Source organism: Pantoea cypripedii, assembly GCF_011395035.1.
Taxonomy (GTDB): Bacteria; Pseudomonadota; Gammaproteobacteria; order Enterobacterales; family Enterobacteriaceae; genus Pantoea; species Pantoea cypripedii_A.
In genome coordinates this window covers 3,323,865-3,338,404 of record NZ_CP024768.1, presented here as the reverse complement: position 1 = coordinate 3,338,404, position 14,540 = coordinate 3,323,865, and the positions used below count along the sequence as shown (strand labels likewise).

Sequence of the window (14,540 nt, the reverse complement as noted above, 5' to 3'; positions counted from 1 at the left end):
TCAGGCTCCAAACGATCTGAAGGGCAATTGCAGAGATCGGCCTGGCTTCGTGTTATAATCCGCCGCATTGTGTCGCCCTGGCGGCCTCGCTATGTTTCTAAGTGAGAGAGCATGTTTGATAATTTAACCGATCGTTTGTCGCAAACCCTGCGCAATATTAGCGGCCGCGGAAGGCTGACCGAAGACAACATTAAAGACACGCTGCGTGAAGTCCGCATGGCGCTGCTGGAAGCGGATGTCGCGCTACCGGTCGTTCGTGAATTTATCAACCGCGTGAAAGAACGCGCGGTTGGTCATGACGTGAATAAGAGCCTGACCCCGGGTCAGGAGTTCGTCAAGATTGTTCGCAATGAGCTGGTCGAGGCGATGGGTGCAGAAAATAATGCACTCAACCTGGCAGCTCAGCCGCCGGCCGTCGTATTGATGGCGGGTCTTCAGGGTGCGGGTAAAACCACCAGCGTCGCGAAGCTGGGTAAATTCCTGCGTGAAAAGCACAAGAAAAAAGTGCTGGTCGTCTCTGCTGACGTCTATCGCCCGGCGGCGATCAGACAGCTGGAAACGCTGGCGCAACAGGTTGGCGTGGATTTCTGCCCGTCTGACCTGAGCCAGAAACCCGTTGATATCGTCAACAACGCGCTGAAAGAAGCGCGTCTGCAATTCTACGACGTTCTGTTAGTCGATACCGCGGGCCGTCTGCACGTTGATGAAGCGATGATGGACGAAATCAAGCAGGTGCATGCCGCGATTGATCCGGTAGAAACCCTGTTTGTTGTTGATGCAATGACGGGCCAGGACGCCGCCAATACCGCGAAGGCATTTAATGAAGCGCTGCCGCTGACGGGTGTGATTCTGACCAAAGTCGATGGTGATGCGCGCGGTGGTGCGGCGTTGTCGATTCGTCATATTACTGGCAAGCCGATCAAATTCATGGGCGTCGGTGAGAAAACCGAAGCGCTGGAGCCGTTCTATCCGGATCGTATCGCGTCACGCATCCTCGGTATGGGCGATGTGCTGTCACTGATTGAAGATATCGAAAGCAAAGTTGACCGCGAGCAGGCGGAAAAGCTGGCGAAGAAACTGAAAACCGGCGATGGCTTTGACCTTAACGATTTCCTTGATCAACTCAAGCAGATGCGCAACATGGGTGGGATGGCAAGCCTGATGGGCAAGCTGCCTGGCATGGGCCAACTGCCGGATAACGTGAAATCGCAGATGGACGATAAACTTCTGGTGCGTATGGAAGCCATCATCAACTCGATGACACGCAAAGAGCGTGAGAAGCCGGAAATCATCAAAGGTTCACGCAAACGTCGTATCGCCCTGGGTTCAGGAATGCAGGTGCAGGATGTTAACCGGCTGCTGAAGCAGTTCGATGACATGCAGCGCATGATGAAGAAAATGAAGAAGGGCGGCATGGCGAAAATGATGCGCAGCATGAAAGGTATGATGCCGCCAGGATTCCCCGGCCGCTAAGGCGACCGGCCAAATGCCGGAAAAGTGAGATGCTCAGGTTGCTTTTTGCGCCAAAATGAGTAGAATTTTCGGGCTTTATATATTGCACCCGGGCCCCGTTCCTCGATGGGGCCCGGTTGTTTTATTAACTAATGAGGATGTTATGGTAACTATTCGTTTGGCACGTCACGGCGCTAAAAAGCGTCCGTTCTATCAGGTCGTCGTTACTGACAGCCGCAATGCTCGTAACGGTCGCTTCATCGAGCGCGTAGGTTTCTTCAACCCGATCGCTGCTGGTCAGGCTGAAGGTCTGCGTCTGGATCTGGACCGTATTGAGCACTGGGTTGGCCAGGGCGCAACGCTTTCTGATCGCGTTAACGCGCTGATCAAAGAAGCAAAAAAAGCAGCTTAATCTGTCACGGTGGTGAGCATGAGCAGAAAACCTGCCGCACAGCCTCCCGCTAACCCAATTGTATTGGGGAAGATGGGTGCCGCTTACGGCATTCGGGGCTGGCTCAAAGTGTTTTCTTCCACCGAAGAAGCCGAAAGTATCTTTGACTATCAGCCCTGGTTTATTCAGCACGCCGGTCAATGGCAGCTGGTCGAACTGGAAGGCTGGAAGCACCACAATCAGGATCTGATCATCAAAGTCAAAGGCATTGACGATCGGGATGCGGCGGCACAGTTAACCAATTGCGAAATTACGGTTGACTCCGCGCAACTGCCAGCGCTGGAAGCAGGTGATTACTACTGGAAAGACCTGATGGGTTGCAAAGTAGTAAACCTCGAAGGCTACGAAATGGGCAAAGTCATTGATTTGATGGAAACCGGTTCGAACGACGTTCTCGTCGTAAAGGCAAACCTGAAAGATGCATTCGGTGCACAGGAGCGGTTAATACCGTTTCTTGATGAACAGGTTATCAAGAAAGTCGATCTCTCTACTGGCACTATTGAAGTAGATTGGGATCCTGGTTTTTGATCTCCGGACTAACCGGTAACGTAACGGCGAACGCGATGTGGATTGGTGTTATTAGCCTGTTTCCAGAGATGTTTCGCGCTATTACCGATTTCGGGGTAACTGGCCGGGCAGTAAAAAATGGCCTGCTCAGCATTGAGAGCTGGAGTCCGCGTGACTTCACTCACGACCGGCATCGTACCGTGGATGATCGTCCTTACGGCGGCGGACCGGGAATGCTGATGATGGTGCAACCTTTACGGGACGCCATCTCCGCAGCGAAAGCGGCGGCGGGAGAAGGGGCCAGGGTGATTTATCTTTCACCTCAGGGGCGCAAACTTGACCAACAAGGCGTTTGCGAACTGGCGACACATCAGAAGTTGATTCTGGTTTGTGGTCGCTATGAAGGGATTGATGAGCGCGTTATTCAAACCGAAATTGATGAAGAATGGTCAATCGGTGATTACGTACTCAGTGGCGGTGAGCTGCCAGCTATGACGTTGATTGACTCCGTCGCCCGGTTTATACCCGGCGTTCTGGGGAAACAGGCGTCAGCCGATGAGGATTCGTTCTCGGACGGTTTGCTGGATTGCCCGCACTATACCCGACCTGAAGTGTTAGAAGGGATGGATGTACCGGCAGTGTTACTGTCGGGGAACCATGCCGATATTCGCCGCTGGCGTCTGAAACAGTCGCTAGGCCGTACCTGGCTGAGAAGACCTGAACTTCTGGAAAACCTGGCTCTGACTGTAGAGCAAGCAAGGTTGCTTACTGAGTTCCAGCGGGAACATCAGCAGCAACAAAACGATGAGGTGGAAGAGTAATCTTCCCTGACTATCAGTTTACCCAGGATAAGAGATTTAATTATGAGCAACATTATCAAGCAAATTGAACAAGAGCAGATGAAACAGGACGTACCTTCCTTCCGTCCGGGTGATACCGTGGAAGTGAAAGTATGGGTCGTTGAAGGTTCTAAGAAACGTCTGCAGGCATTCGAGGGCGTGGTTATCGCTATTCGTAACCGCGGTCTGCACTCTGCATTCACTGTTCGCAAGATTTCTAACGGCGAAGGCGTTGAGCGTGTCTTCCAGACTCACTCTCCGGTAATTGACAGCATCGCTGTTAAACGTCGTGGTGCTGTGCGTCAAGCCAAACTGTACTACCTGCGTGAGCGTACTGGTAAGTCAGCTCGTATCAAAGAGCGTCTTAACTAAGAGCTCGCGTAAGCGACATCTCAAAGTTAATAGCAAACAAGGGGTTGGCATCTGCCAGCCCCTTTTTTTATCTGCGTTTTAAATGATAAATGGCGGTATTCACCGGACCGCTTTCCAGCACGATTAAGCCGTAGCGATAATCAACAAAACGAAATCCGCTGCGCTCTGCCACCGCGCGACTGGCCAGGTTATCAGCGGCTGCGAGAATTTCCAGCACCTTCACCTCGGGCGATTGAAAGCCTGATTCAATCAGCTGCGCCACAGCCCGTGTCGCAACTCCCTGGCGCTGAGCGGAGGAGCGTACCCAATAACCCAGTGCGCAGAATTCACCGGGTTGCCGGGCAAAACGGATCCCAGCCCCGCCAAGCAATTGATCATTACCATCGACAATGGCGAACTCTTCGGCTTCACCTCTGGTGCGCTGGAGATGGGTAAATTGATCCAACTGACGGCTTCATCATTACGATAGTCATCATGTGCCCATGCCATCCATGGGGTAAGGCTGGGAAGTGATGAATTCACCGCCTCGGTAAAGGCCCTGGCATCCTGCAAATGATAGGGGCGGAGGTGTACATGAGGAATTACCATAAGATCGATCCCGAAAAAGTCTATTTAACTGAATGTTAGCCCATATGATGTCAGCGACGGAATTAAATTCCCCTCCCTAATGGTGTAATTAATAGTTTACATTATGGTGTGTTGTTTTCTGGTGGGTTTGTGTTTTATGTTTATGAAAGTTAAGTGTTTTACTTAAATTTCTCTTGTTGCTTTTTATGTGTGGTAATAAAAGTGTACATGTGTGGATTGCATAATTTACGACTTGTGATAAAGTGAACGCCATCCTCAGTGAGGATCCCAACACGCATAAACGAGTAAAAAAGGATCGCAACCATGCAAAAAGACGCGCTGAACAATGTGCATATCGCCGATGAACAAATTTTAATCACTCCGGGAGAGCTGAAAGCGAAATTTCCGCTCAGCGCTGCTCAGGAAGCGCAAATCGCCGCTTCCCGTCAGACTATCTCCGATATCATCGCGGGCCGCGATCCGCGCCTGCTGGTGGTGTGTGGTCCCTGTTCAATCCACGATACCGAAGCTGCACTTGAATACGCCCGTCTTCTGAAAACTCTTTCTGAACAGTTGAAGGATCAGCTGTACATCGTTATGCGTGTCTATTTTGAGAAACCCCGTACCACCGTCGGCTGGAAAGGGTTAATCAACGATCCTTATATGGACAACTCGTTTGATATGGAAGCCGGGCTGCACATTGCGCGTCAGCTGCTGGTGAACCTGGTGAAAATGGGACTGCCGCTGGCCACTGAGGCGCTCGATCCTAACAGCCCGCAATATCTTGGTGATTTGTTCAGTTGGTCTGCGATCGGTGCACGTACCACCGAATCACAGACGCACCGTGAAATGGCATCGGGTCTTTCCATGCCGGTTGGATTCAAAAATGGCACCGACGGCAGCCTTGGCACGGCGATCAATGCTATGCGTGCTGCTGCTATGCCGCATCGCTTCGTCGGCATCAACCAGGCTGGGCAGGTTTGTCTGTTACAGACCCAGGGTAACCCGGATGGTCATGTGATTCTGCGCGGTGGCAAAGCACCGAACTACGGTCCGGAAGATGTCGCGCAGTGCGAAAAAGAGATGCTGAAAGCGGGACTGCGTCCAGCCTTAATGATAGATTGCAGCCATGGCAATTCTAACAAAGACTATCGCCGCCAGCCTGGTGTAGCCGAATCGGCTATTGCCCAGATTAAAGATGGCAACCGTTCCATTATCGGCCTGATGCTGGAAAGCCACATCCACGAAGGCAACCAGTCTTCTGAGCAGCCGCGTAGTGAGATGAAATACGGTGTGTCCGTCACGGATGCCTGCATCAACTGGGACACCACCGAAACCTTGCTGCGTGAAATCCATCAGGATGTGCAGGGAGTGCTGTCGGCGCGTCTGTCACACGAGGTGTAATGAGACATGGTGGCTGAACTGACCGCGCTACGCGATCAAATAGATGAAGTAGATAAAGCCCTGCTTGGGCTGCTGGCTAAGCGGCTTGAGCTGGTAGCAGAAGTCGGTGAAGTGAAAAGCCGTTATGGCTTGCCGATTTATGTGCCTGAGCGCGAAGCGAGCATGCTGGCTTCGCGTCGTCAGGAGGCGGAGGCACTCGGTGTACCGCCGGATTTGATTGAAGATGTACTGCGTCGTCTGATGCGTGAATCCTATACCAGTGAAAACGACAAAGGCTTCAAGACCCTGTGTCCGACGCTGCGTCCGGTGGTGATCGTCGGTGGCCGTGGTCAGATGGGGCGACTGTTTGAAAAAATGCTTACCCTGTCGGGCTATCAGGTACGCCTGCTCGACAAAGGTGACTGGGAACAGGCTGACGAGTTATTGAAAGATGCCGGTATGGTCATCATCAGCGTGCCGATCCATCTGACTGAGCAGATTATCGCGCAGCTGCCAACGCTGCCGGAAGATTGCATTCTGGTTGATTTGGCATCGGTGAAGAACCGTCCCTTGCAGGCGATGCTGGCTGCACATAATGGACCGGTACTTGGCCTGCACCCCATGTTCGGCCCGGATAGCGGCAGCCTGGCGAAACAGGTGGTGGTGTGGTGCGATGGGCGTCAGCCGGAAGCTTACCAGTGGTTCCTGGAACAGATTCAGGTCTGGGGCGCGCGGTTGCATCGTATCAGTGCCGTTGAGCATGACCAGAATATGGCGTTTATCCAGGCGTTACGTCACTTTGCAACCTTCGCGTATGGTCTCCACCTGGCGGAGGAGAACGTCAATCTGGACCAGTTGCTGGCGTTGTCATCACCGATATACCGGCTGGAACTGGCGATGGTGGGCAGATTGTTTGCGCAGGACCCACAGCTGTACGCGGATATCATTATGTCCTCGGAAAGCAACATCGCGCTGATTAAACGTTATTACCAGCGTTTTGGCGAGGCGATAACCTTGCTGGAGCATGGAGACAAGCAGGCTTTCATTGAGAGCTTTCAACGTGTAGAACACTGGTTTGGTGACTATGCGAAACGCTTCCTGGTCGAAAGCCGTAGCATGCTACGCTCGGCAAACGATAGCCGGCAGTAAAAGAAAAGGGCATCCATGAGGATGCCCTTTCGCTTAGATGCGCGGTTCCACTGGCACCACATTCTCACCCGGATAACAACCGAGTACCTTGAGGGAGCGGGTTAATCCACGTAGCTCTTCCAGTGCACGCTGCATGCTGTCAGATTGCAGGTTGCCCTGCACATCAATGTAAAACATCTCTTCCCACGGATTGCCGTTAATCGGGCGTGATTCCAGTTTGCTCATGATCAGGTTGTGTTGACGCAATACCAGCAGCGCTTCAACCAGCGCACCTGCCTGCTGCCCGGTGGCCATAATCAGCGTAGTTTTGGCGGGCACCTGGTCGGAGACATCGATGGACTTGCGTGCCAGCACGATAAAACGCGTATGGTTCTGCTGCTGGTTGGCCAGGTCACGCTCCAGTACCTGCAACTGATACAACTCACCACCGGCCTCGCTTCCAAGGGCAGCCACTTTCGGTGAGTTCATCGCAGCCACTTTTTCCATCGCCGCAGCAGTGCTTTCGGTGTATTCGATTTTCCATTGTGGGAAACGGTTGATGAACTGGCTGCACTGCTGGAACGGTTGCGGATGGCTGTAGACGGTTTCAATCTGCTGCAAATCGGTATTGCCGCTCACCAGCACACAATGTTCGATAGGAATGGTCAGCTCGCCGACGATCGACAATGACGTCTGCTGGAGCAAATCATAGACATCATTGATGGAGCCGGAGCTGGTGTTCTCAATTGGCATTACCGCGTAGTCTGCCTGTCTGCTTTCCACTTGCTGGATAATGTCGTGAAATTTGAGACAGCCAATTTCCACCATTGAATCAAAATGACGTGCGGCATACTTGCGTGCAGCAAGATGCGAATAGGAACCTTTCGGACCCAGGAAGGCGATACGCGGTGCCAGCGCATGGGGATGATTAAGATTTTTTTGCAGCAATGCCTGTTGTGTCAGCACCGAATCTTCAATCACCAGCTGGAACAGGCGCGTGATGTAATGTGCATCAAGCTGGTGTTTTTTCCCCAGCGTAATCAGGTTTTCCAGCAGAGCACGTTCGCGCTCGACATCACGGATTGGGCGGTGGGTTGCCAGTTTTGCCTGAGCAACGTCAATCGCCAGCGCGCGGCGCTCGGCCAGCAGTGCCAGCAACTTCTCATCAACGGCGCTGATTTTGTCGCGTAATGCCAGCAGTGGATTATCGGGGGTCATAAGGCTCACCTGTAAGCTGTCCAATAAAAAAGCCTCCCGGTTGGGAGGCTTTGTTGTTCGTCTTCGCATTCATTTTCACATGACGAATCGCCTCCCAATCAGGGGAAGGTAAAAAAGAATGCGAAGAAGAACGGTAGATGTTTCATGGTGGTTTCCGAAAGTAAAGTGACCCGAGATTAACCGCACTGATTTAAGGCTGTCAATAAAAAACGCGCCCGAAGGCGCGTTGCTGAGAAAATGGGGGGTTATCCCGCAGGCGTGAAATCTTTCACACTACTGGTGGCGCGACGAGCCTCGGGTTTGTGCTGAGCTTTATTCAGCTGTCGCTCCAGCTTCGCAATCAGATCGTTGATTGCGGTATACATATCATCATGTTTCGCGCTGGCAACCAGCGTACCGTTTGGGGTGTTAATCGTGGCATCAGCCACAAATTCTTTCGGTTCTTTCGATAACACAATGTGCGGGTTTATCAGGTGAGTTTGCCATTTTTCCAGCTTGGCGAGACGGTCTTCGACATGGTTGCGGATAGCCGCAGTGATTTCCATTTGTTTACTGGTAATGTTCAGAATCATCATTCAAACCTCTCTGTCATTTCCGTCTTGGTAGGTCCAGCATACCGCGGAAACCGGGAAAATGTGTGATCAATATCACGTAAAAATGTCACTTTTTGTCAATTCCGGCAAATTGTGAGAAAGGCCGGGAAAGTGGCGGAAAAAGCTTGAAGCGCAGGGGTGAACGGGGCAAGATTGACGAGTTAACCGGGTGAGAAATTCTATTTTTAGTCTGAATTTTCACCAAAAAAAAGCAGCCAATGAAGGCTGCTTTTTTGTTTTTGCTTGATCAGGCGTTATTGGCGGCGATAATTTTTGCCACTTTATCTGCTTCAGCCGTCAGTTGCAGCTGGCGATAAGCATTTTCCATCAGCGGCAGCGCCTCATGAGTGGCCTCCGCATCCGGGTAATCCTTCATCATGCCTTCTACACGGTTAACAACAGCGACATACGCACCGCGCTTGGTATAGAATTGCGCCACTGAAAGTTCATACTTCGCCAGGCGTTCTTTCAGGAAGACCAGGCGTTTCTGGGCGTCAGCGGCATATTGGCTGTTCGGATAACCCCGCAGCAGCTGAGAGAAGTCGCGGAACGCATCACGGGCATGAGTCGGATCGCGATCGGAACGATCGATACCGAAGAAGCCCTGCAGTGCTGAATCATCCAGTGCCATATCCGTCAGACCTTTCATGTAAATGACATAGTCGATGTTCGGATGAGTCGGATTCAGACGCATAAAGCGAGCGATAGCGGCTTGCGCCAGCGGCAGATCGGCATTTTTGTAATACGCGTAGATCAAATCCAGCTGTACCTGCTGAGAATATGGACCGAACGGGTAACGGTTATCCAGCGCTTCCAGTTGCTTAATCGCCGCTTTAAAGTTACCGTCCTGCAGTTTTTGCTGAGCTGTGGCGTAAATCTCAGACGGCGGGCTGTCCGGTACTGTGTCCTTTGAGCTGGAACAACCCACCAGTGCCAGGCTCAGTGTGGCAGCAGCCACCAGATGTTTCATACGCGTCATGACGAAATGATTATCCTCAAAGTGTTATGGCGGAAGCTGTCCGTGTAGCTCCCGGTAATGACCAGGTACGATAGCACATTATATTAAACGGCATCGCCGTGAAAACCCAACGTTAACGAAGAAGCTGTATATGGCACAACAAGTTCAACTCACCGCAACGGTGTCCGAAGCACAACTTGGACAACGCTTAGATCAGACTTTGGCGGAATTGTTCCCTGATTATTCACGTTCTCGCATAAAAGAATGGATCCTTGATCGTCGCGTCAGCGTCAATGGCACCGTCATCGACAAACCGAAAGAAAAAGTTCTGGGCGGCGAGCAGGTGTCGATCAGCGCTGAAATCGAAGAAGAGCAACGCTGGGAAGCGCAAAACATCCCACTGAATATCGTGTATGAAGACGACGATATTCTCGTTATCAACAAACCGCGTGACTTTGTGGTGCATCCGGGGGCCGGTAATCCGGATGGCACCGTGCTCAACGCGTTGCTTTATCATTACCCGGCGATTGCTGATGTTCCTCGTGCGGGCATTGTCCATCGTCTGGACAAAGACACCACCGGGCTGATGGTGGTGGCTAAAACCGTTCCTGCGCAAACGCATCTGGTGGAAACACTGCAACTGCGTGAGATCACCCGTGAGTACGAAGCGGTCGCAATTGGTACCATGACCGCCGGTGGTACGGTGAATGAGCCAATGGCACGTCACTCCACCAAACGTACCCATATGGCGGTGCACCCGATGGGGAAACCGGCGGTGACCCATTATCGCATCATGGAACATTTCCGTGCGCACACCCGCTTGCGCTTGCGCCTGGAAACCGGTCGTACACACCAGATCCGTGTTCATATGGCGCACATTAACCATCCGCTGGTGGGGGATCCGCTCTATGGCGGCCGTCCACGTCCGCCAAAAGGGGCGTCCGATGAGTTTATCGCTGCCCTGCGTGGATTTGATCGCCAGGCGCTGCACGCCACCATGCTGCGTCTCTACCATCCGATCACAGGGATTGAAATGGAGTGGCACGCTCCGCTGCCGCAGGACATGGTCGATTTGATTGATGCTCTGAAAGCTGACACCGATATGTTCCGCGATCAGCTGGACTGGCTATGAGTGAGTTGATCATCCCGGACTGGCCAGCACCGGCAAGCGTTCGGGCATGTTCAACCACACGTCACGGTGGCGTAAGCCTGGTTCCCTGGAACGCCCTGAATCTCGGCAGCCATGTTGGTGACAATCAGGAACATGTGCTCCTGAATCGTCAGCGTCTGGTCGAGCTGGCACAGTTACCGGCGATGCCTCATTGGCTGAATCAGGTTCACGGTCAGGAGGTGGTGCGCTTGCCTCATCGCGCAGCGCTTCCTGATGCGGATGCCGCCATTACGCGTGAAACTGGCGTGGTCTGTGCCGTGATGACGGCAGATTGTCTGCCTGTGCTGTTTTGCGCCAGTGATGGCAGCGAAGTCGCGGCCGCCCATGCTGGCTGGCGCGGCTTATGCCATGGCGTACTGGAGCAGACGCTGGCGCAGTTTCACTGCCCGCCGCATGAGATTCACGCATGGCTGGGACCTGCCATTGGTCCGCAGGCTTTCGAAGTCGGCGCGGAGGTACGCTCGGCTTTCATGGCGTATGACGAGCGTGCTGATCAGGCATTTCGTCCCGTCGGCGAAAAATATTTTGCTGATATCTGGCTGCTGGCGCGCCAGCGTTTGCAGGCCGCGGGTGTGCGCTCAATCAGAGGTGAACAGCGCTGTACCTGGCATGAACACGACGATTTTTTCTCCTTCCGACGCGATCGTATCACCGGGCGTATGGCAACTTTGATTTGGCTGAGATAACCTTACGCCACAAGACGATCCAGTTAGCGTATTTTTTGCTCACAACTCAGGTCATTAACCTTGAAAATTTGAGGGATGACCTCATTTAATCTCCAGTAGCATTTTGACCTGTAATGGGAGGAAACATGCGTCTGGATCGTCTTACCAACAAATTCCAGTTGGCCCTGGCCGATGCACAGTCCCTTGCTCTGGGACACGATAACCAATTCATTGAACCCCTTCATGTGATGAGCGCGTTGCTTAATCAGGAAGGCGGATCGGTGCGTCCGTTGCTTAGCGCAGCAGGTGCCGACGTAGCTGGGTTACGCACCAGCATTGAACAGGCTATTAATCGATTACCACAAGTTGAAGGCACCGACGGCGACGTACAACCGTCAGCTGATTTAGTCCGTGTGCTCAATCTGTGCGACAAGCTGGCGCAAAAGCGCGGCGACAATTTTATTTCATCTGAATTATTTGTTCTGGCGGCCCTGGATTCACGTGGCTCGCTGGCTGATTTACTGAAATCGGCTGGCGCAACTTCGGAAAAACTCGCTAAGGCCATCGAGCAATTGCGAGGGGGAGAAAACGTGAACGATCAAGGGGCTGAAGATCAGCGCCAGGCATTGAAAAAATACACCATCGATCTGACGGAGCGCGCCGAACTGGGCAAACTTGACCCGGTGATTGGTCGTGACGAGGAAATTCGTCGCACCATTCAGGTTCTGCAACGTCGTACCAAAAACAACCCGGTACTGATTGGTGAACCCGGTGTCGGTAAAACCGCCATCGTTGAAGGTTTGGCTCAGCGCATCATCAACGGCGAAGTGCCTGAAGGCCTGAAAGGCCGTCGGGTATTGGCGCTGGATATGGGGGCGCTGGTGGCTGGCGCGAAATATCGTGGTGAGTTTGAAGAGCGCCTGAAAGGGGTTCTGAACGATCTGGCGAAACAGGAAGGCAATGTCATTCTGTTTATTGATGAGCTGCACACCATGGTCGGGGCCGGTAAAGCTGACGGCGCAATGGATGCCGGTAACATGCTTAAGCCAGCTCTGGCTCGTGGTGAGTTGCACTGTGTCGGTGCCACTACGCTGGATGAGTATCGTCAGTACATCGAAAAAGATGCTGCGCTGGAACGTCGATTCCAGAAAGTGTTTGTGGCTGAACCGAGTGTCGAAGACACCATTGCCATTTTGCGTGGCCTGAAAGAACGCTATGAGCTGCACCATCACGTGCAGATCACTGATCCGGCGATTGTGGCAGCAGCAACGCTTTCACATCGTTATATCGCCGATCGCCAGTTACCGGATAAAGCTATCGACCTGATCGATGAGGCGGCTTCCAGCATTCGTCTGCAAATTGACTCGAAGCCGGAACCTCTGGATCGTCTCGACCGCCGTATTATCCAGCTTAAGCTGGAACAACAGGCGCTGAAGAAAGAGTCGGATGATGCCAGCATCAAACGTCTGGAAATGCTGGAAAGCGAGCTGGATCAGAAAGAACGTGAATACGCCGAGCTCGATGAAGAGTGGAAAGCAGAAAAAGCCTCTCTGACCGGTACGCAGAACATCAAGGCTGAACTGGAGCAGGCGCGCTTGTCTTTGGAGCAGGCTCGTCGTGTTGGCGATTTGGGGCAGATGTCCGAGTTGCAGTACGGCAAAATTCCGGCGCTGGAGAAACAGTTGGCCGCGGCAACTCAGTCTGAAGGCAAGACCATGAAGCTGCTGCGCAACCGCGTGACTGATGTGGAAATTGCCGATGTCCTTGCACGCTGGACCGGTATTCCGGTCGCCCGCATGATGGAAGGGGAGCGCGATAAGTTACTGCGGATGGAGCAGGAACTGCATGCTCGGGTGATTGGCCAGGATGAAGCGGTAGAAGCGGTATCGAATGCGATTCGTCGTAGCCGTGCCGGATTGTCCGATCCAAACCGACCCATAGGTTCTTTCCTGTTCCTGGGACCAACCGGTGTGGGTAAAACGGAGTTGTGTAAGGCGCTGGCAAACTTCCTGTTCGACAGCGACGATGCCATGGTGCGCATCGATATGTCGGAGTTTATGGAGAAACATTCGGTATCGCGGCTGGTGGGGGCACCTCCAGGATACGTGGGTTATGAAGAAGGCGGCTATCTGACCGAGGCGGTTCGTCGTCGTCCTTATTCGGTGATTTTGCTCGATGAAGTAGAGAAAGCGCATCCGGATGTTTTCAACATTCTGTTGCAGGTATTGGATGATGGTCGCTTAACCGATGGGCAGGGTCGTACTGTCGATTTCCGCAACACGGTGGTTATCATGACCTCTAACCTCGGCTCGGATTTGATTCAGGAGCGGTTTGGTGCACTGGATTATCCGGAGATGAAGGACATGGTGATGTCTGTTGTCGGACATCATTTCCGTCCAGAGTTTATTAACCGTATCGATGAAGTCGTGGTGTTCCATCCGCTGGGTGAAAAACACATTGCTTCTATTGCGCAGATTCAGTTGCAGCGGTTGTATAAACGTCTCGAAGAGCGCGGCTACCAGCTGCACATTTCGGATGAGGCCATCCGGTTACTGGGTGAAAATGGTTACGATCCGGTTTATGGGGCACGGCCGCTGAAACGTGCTATCCAACAGCAAATTGAAAACCCGCTGGCTCAACAGATTCTTTCTGGGGCATTAGTTCCGGGTAAAACCATCGAGATGGATGTGAAAGATGATGTGATAGTCGCACATCAGTAAGAAATAACCACTAACGGGCCTGCGGGCCCGTTTTTTTTGCTTGTCGCACAGGTTTTTGCTGGATTTTGCAACGCTTCGCCTGGAAAGTGAGCGGTCGCGCAAAAAGTTTAAATTAGCGCTTGTCAGTCAGAATTATCTCCCTATAATGCGCCTCCACTGACACGGCAAAGCGGCAACGCAGACGGTCAGTGAGGGTTGAAGTGATTCATCCCGCCGGAGAAAGTCGCTGAAAAAAGTGATTGACTCTGAAGGAGGAAAGCGTAATATACGCCACCTCGCGACAGGCGGTTAACCCGCTGCTCGCACTGCTCTTTAACAATTTATCAGACAATCTGTGTGGGCACTCGCAGGATTGATATCAAAAGTCCACGGACTTAAAAAATATCAAGTCTCAAGAGTGAACACGTAATTCATTACGAAGTTTAATTCTTTGAGCATCAAACTTAAATTGAAGAGTTTGATCATGGCTCAGATTGAACGCTGGCGGCAGGCCTAACACATGCAAGTCGAACGGTA

General features: G+C 52.4%; 14 protein-coding genes, 1 pseudogene and 1 other annotated feature. Of the genes and pseudogenes, 10 read left to right on the top strand and 5 right to left on the bottom strand.

Going from position 1 to position 14,540, the window contains the following annotated elements:
• Window positions 1-111: 111 nt before the first annotated feature.
• From ffh to rplS, 5 genes are all read left to right on the top strand, one after another.
• On the top strand, window positions 112-1,473 hold the full coding sequence (gene ffh, locus CUN67_RS15600; RefSeq protein WP_208716236.1) for a signal recognition particle protein: 1,362 nt from the start codon (window positions 112-114) through the stop codon (window positions 1,471-1,473).
• Between the two features lie 142 nt (window positions 1,474-1,615).
• On the top strand, window positions 1,616-1,864 hold the full coding sequence (gene rpsP, locus CUN67_RS15595; RefSeq protein WP_013510204.1) for a 30S ribosomal protein S16: 249 nt from the start codon (window positions 1,616-1,618) through the stop codon (window positions 1,862-1,864).
• Window positions 1,865-1,882: 18 nt separating this feature from the next.
• Window positions 1,883-2,431, top strand: coding sequence for a ribosome maturation factor RimM (rimM, locus tag CUN67_RS15590; RefSeq protein WP_084876442.1), 549 nt, complete (start codon window positions 1,883-1,885; stop codon window positions 2,429-2,431).
• A gap of 35 nt (window positions 2,432-2,466) precedes the next feature.
• Entirely contained in the window at window positions 2,467-3,231 is a 765-nt protein-coding gene (trmD, locus tag CUN67_RS15585; RefSeq protein ID WP_208716235.1) for a tRNA (guanosine(37)-N1)-methyltransferase TrmD, read from the top strand.
• A gap of 42 nt (window positions 3,232-3,273) precedes the next feature.
• Window positions 3,274-3,621: a 50S ribosomal protein L19 gene (rplS, locus tag CUN67_RS15580; RefSeq protein ID WP_084876440.1), complete on the top strand. Its 348-nt coding sequence runs from the start codon at window positions 3,274-3,276 to the stop codon at window positions 3,619-3,621.
• A 67-nt stretch (window positions 3,622-3,688) separates the two neighbouring features.
• Here rplS and CUN67_RS15575 read toward each other — a convergent pair.
• Window positions 3,689-4,209 (bottom strand): annotated as a pseudogene (locus CUN67_RS15575) (GNAT family N-acetyltransferase).
• 303 nt (window positions 4,210-4,512) lie between these two features.
• On the opposite strand from CUN67_RS15575, the gene CUN67_RS15570 reads away from it, so the two are divergent.
• Both CUN67_RS15570 and tyrA read left to right on the top strand, forming a co-directional pair.
• Complete coding sequence (locus CUN67_RS15570; protein WP_208716234.1) at window positions 4,513-5,592, top strand: 3-deoxy-7-phosphoheptulonate synthase; 1,080 nt, start codon at window positions 4,513-4,515, stop codon at window positions 5,590-5,592.
• 6 nt (window positions 5,593-5,598) lie between these two features.
• On the top strand, window positions 5,599-6,720 hold the full coding sequence (tyrA, locus tag CUN67_RS15565; protein ID WP_208716232.1) for a bifunctional chorismate mutase/prephenate dehydrogenase: 1,122 nt from the start codon (window positions 5,599-5,601) through the stop codon (window positions 6,718-6,720).
• Window positions 6,721-6,753: 33 nt separating this feature from the next.
• Here the strand turns inward: tyrA and pheA are convergent, their stop codons facing one another.
• The 4 genes from pheA to bamD form a co-directional block, all read right to left on the bottom strand.
• On the bottom strand, window positions 6,754-7,917 hold the full coding sequence (gene pheA / locus CUN67_RS15560; RefSeq protein WP_208716230.1) for a bifunctional chorismate mutase/prephenate dehydratase: 1,164 nt from the start codon (window positions 7,915-7,917) through the stop codon (window positions 6,754-6,756).
• 22 nt (window positions 7,918-7,939) lie between these two features.
• Window positions 7,940-8,064: a sequence feature (Phe leader region), on the bottom strand.
• The gene (gene pheL / locus CUN67_RS15555) at window positions 8,016-8,063 is read right to left on the bottom strand and encodes a pheA operon leader peptide PheL (protein WP_100703679.1); all 48 of its coding nucleotides are present in this window, start codon (window positions 8,061-8,063) and stop codon (window positions 8,016-8,018) included. (Overlaps the previous feature by 48 nt.)
• A 98-nt stretch (window positions 8,065-8,162) precedes the next feature.
• A complete protein-coding gene (gene raiA, locus CUN67_RS15550) occupies window positions 8,163-8,489 on the bottom strand; it encodes a ribosome-associated translation inhibitor RaiA (RefSeq protein WP_021507319.1) in 327 nt (108 codons plus the stop codon).
• 268 nt (window positions 8,490-8,757) lie between these two features.
• Window positions 8,758-9,489: an outer membrane protein assembly factor BamD gene (gene bamD, locus CUN67_RS15545; RefSeq protein ID WP_208716228.1), complete on the bottom strand. Its 732-nt coding sequence runs from the start codon at window positions 9,487-9,489 to the stop codon at window positions 8,758-8,760.
• A 130-nt stretch (window positions 9,490-9,619) separates the two neighbouring features.
• Here bamD and rluD point away from each other — a divergent pair, with 130 nt between their 5' ends.
• From rluD to clpB, 3 genes are all read left to right on the top strand, one after another.
• Window positions 9,620-10,600 carry a 23S rRNA pseudouridine(1911/1915/1917) synthase RluD gene (gene rluD / locus CUN67_RS15540; protein WP_208716226.1) on the top strand — a complete coding sequence of 327 codons (981 nt, stop codon included), beginning with the start codon at window positions 9,620-9,622 and terminating at the stop codon, window positions 10,598-10,600.
• The gene (gene yfiH / locus CUN67_RS15535; protein ID WP_208716224.1) at window positions 10,597-11,325 is read left to right on the top strand and encodes a purine nucleoside phosphorylase YfiH; all 729 of its coding nucleotides are present in this window, start codon (window positions 10,597-10,599) and stop codon (window positions 11,323-11,325) included. Before rluD ends, yfiH begins: the two co-directional genes overlap by 4 nt.
• Window positions 11,326-11,450: 125 nt before the next feature.
• On the top strand, window positions 11,451-14,024 hold the full coding sequence (gene clpB / locus CUN67_RS15530; protein ID WP_208716222.1) for an ATP-dependent chaperone ClpB: 2,574 nt from the start codon (window positions 11,451-11,453) through the stop codon (window positions 14,022-14,024).
• The last annotated feature ends 516 nt before the right edge of the window (window positions 14,025-14,540 follow it).

Coding starts and splice junctions, on each gene's coding strand:
- ffh (WP_208716236.1), top strand. CDS start 112: ATGTTTGATAATTTAACCGATCGTTTGTCGCAAACCCTGCGCAATATT.
- rpsP (WP_013510204.1), top strand. CDS start 1,616: ATGGTAACTATTCGTTTGGCACGTCACGGCGCTAAAAAGCGTCCGTTC.
- rimM (WP_084876442.1), top strand. CDS start 1,883: ATGAGCAGAAAACCTGCCGCACAGCCTCCCGCTAACCCAATTGTATTG.
- trmD (WP_208716235.1), top strand. CDS start 2,467: ATGTGGATTGGTGTTATTAGCCTGTTTCCAGAGATGTTTCGCGCTATT.
- rplS (WP_084876440.1), top strand. CDS start 3,274: ATGAGCAACATTATCAAGCAAATTGAACAAGAGCAGATGAAACAGGAC.
- CUN67_RS15570 (WP_208716234.1), top strand. CDS start 4,513: ATGCAAAAAGACGCGCTGAACAATGTGCATATCGCCGATGAACAAATT.
- tyrA (WP_208716232.1), top strand. CDS start 5,599: ATGGTGGCTGAACTGACCGCGCTACGCGATCAAATAGATGAAGTAGAT.
- pheA (WP_208716230.1), bottom strand. CDS start 7,917: ATGACCCCCGATAATCCACTGCTGGCATTACGCGACAAAATCAGCGCC.
- raiA (WP_021507319.1), bottom strand. CDS start 8,489: ATGATTCTGAACATTACCAGTAAACAAATGGAAATCACTGCGGCTATC.
- bamD (WP_208716228.1), bottom strand. CDS start 9,489: ATGACGCGTATGAAACATCTGGTGGCTGCTGCCACACTGAGCCTGGCA.
- rluD (WP_208716226.1), top strand. CDS start 9,620: ATGGCACAACAAGTTCAACTCACCGCAACGGTGTCCGAAGCACAACTT.
- yfiH (WP_208716224.1), top strand. CDS start 10,597: ATGAGTGAGTTGATCATCCCGGACTGGCCAGCACCGGCAAGCGTTCGG.
- clpB (WP_208716222.1), top strand. CDS start 11,451: ATGCGTCTGGATCGTCTTACCAACAAATTCCAGTTGGCCCTGGCCGAT.